Origin of the sequence: Moraxella bovis (assembly GCF_002014975.1) — a bacterium.
GTDB classification, from domain to species: Bacteria; Pseudomonadota; Gammaproteobacteria; order Pseudomonadales; family Moraxellaceae; genus Moraxella; species Moraxella bovis.
Genome location: NZ_MUXV01000105.1, coordinates 1 through 1,761 on the forward strand (window position 1 = coordinate 1; position 1,761 = coordinate 1,761).

General features: G+C 34.2%; 2 protein-coding genes. Both read right to left on the reverse strand.

Annotation, left to right across the window (positions count from 1 at the left end; genetic code table 11):
• Positions 1 to 105: 105 nt before the first annotated feature.
• Positions 106 to 504 (reverse strand): hypothetical protein, encoded by a 399-nt coding sequence (locus B0182_RS13730; protein WP_078275442.1) that lies wholly within the window; start codon positions 502 to 504, stop codon positions 106 to 108.
• Complete coding sequence (locus B0182_RS15030) at positions 501 to 1,715, reverse strand: hypothetical protein (protein ID WP_228157711.1); 1,215 nt, start codon at positions 1,713 to 1,715, stop codon at positions 501 to 503. The genes B0182_RS13730 and B0182_RS15030 overlap by 4 nt, the downstream gene beginning before the upstream one ends.
• Between the last annotated feature and the right edge of the window lie 46 nt (positions 1,716 to 1,761).

A 1,761-nucleotide genomic window follows, 5' to 3' on the forward strand; every position in this document is an offset into this window, starting at 1 on the left:
AGATTGTCTACCACCCTGTTTTAACATTCATACGAGTGTTGGCTCGCTCACTTTCAGGAATTGCTTTGATGTTCGCCATCAAGCAGTTGGTGGGTTTTGGTGAATTTAATCATAAATTATATCAAATTCTTCTGATGCAATTCCCCAACCCAAAATCCCAGAAACAAGCAGATAACATTGCATTTTAATTGGTGATTGAATGGGCTTTTCTACGCATAGCCTATTATCTTTATTTTGACATACATTTAACTTGAATTTGACTTGATGATTATGTATTAATACATCATGATCCTGAATTCTGTCATCATGATCATTTGTGCATATCATTCTTTTTGCAGGATTTTGGCTTATATCTTCATAATCAAATCCATTAAGACTTTTGATATCAGCAACACCCATTAAGTCTATATTGTCATTTTCTAATCTAATGGATTGCAATTGTACAGATATTTTTTGTGGCTCACAAGCCACTAAAAATATACAAAGAAAAATAAAATATTTCATGGTCTCACCTTCTTTAATTCGTTTATCAAAATATCTGATGCTGAATGCGTATTGTTTTTAAAATACTTACTAGAAATCAACATTGTTTGTGCCTGATAGTGATGAGCACTGGAAGTTACTTGGTAGGTAGCTTTCGCTGTATCATCATCATACCAACGCCCACCAAGGTCGGCAATAATATCACTATCATCATTCGTTGTTGGTTTAGAATACACATTAATCCAAATATTACTAATTGGATCTGGTTCAAAAATATAAATATCAGCCTTTCCCACAAAGCCCATGGGTGTAGGGGTCAATAAAATTTTACTAAGTCTAGTGCCGACAAGATCTATTGTAATCAAACAATTCACTTTACATATCTTATTTTTTGACAATTCCTCAGCCAAACCAGCAACATTCCATCCTCTAAAACTATGCCCAACCAAATTAATCTGGGTTTTTGGCTCTTTTTTTAGAATTTCTTTAATATCTGACATAAGATTGAGCAATAGATGATCGCCATATTTTTTTGCGATACTATAATTACCGTAAGCCTCTTCATAACCATAGTATTCAAAGGAGGCATTAACAACATCTCTTGGCAATATCTTCTTAAAATCTGTTAGACAATCCAACATAATATTGGTTGGATTATTGAGATATTCATATTTTTTAGGAATGTAACGTTCAAATCTCTCTTTACTAAACTTATATTTATCCATGGCTCCACCAACAAAAGCTGTAAAGCTAGCTTTTGGAGCATTAGTATTGATATTTTGGGTTTTATGTGTATTAGCACTTTGCCCATTCACCCCCTGAGTTACACCCCATGTCAAAACAGTAGGAGTCCCTCCTTCATAAAACCAATTGCCATAAATGTCTCGTACTTTTTTGAAATCACCCTTAGTGCCTTTTTGATATGTCTCAAACCCAACATTATTACTCCTATTATTCGGATTGCAAACTACTTTATCAATACCAGTTTTAGCCTCAAAAAGCACAACAGGGTCCATCTCAATGGCTAGATAACCATTTTTATCATGTCGTGAATTTCTCTTAAATTTCACCTGTTTCATTTTAATTGGCTGACTGTATTCTCTGGTTACACCCTTAAAGTAGGCAAACTTTGTCGCAATCACAGTGCAACGAAAACTATCCGCCGTCAAAGGATGTTTAATCATAATGCGTAATTGTGCATAAATATTTTTCTCAGGGGCTGGGTTTGACACATTTTGCTCCTTTTTTAATTGTTAACATGTAAAATAAACCCCCGTT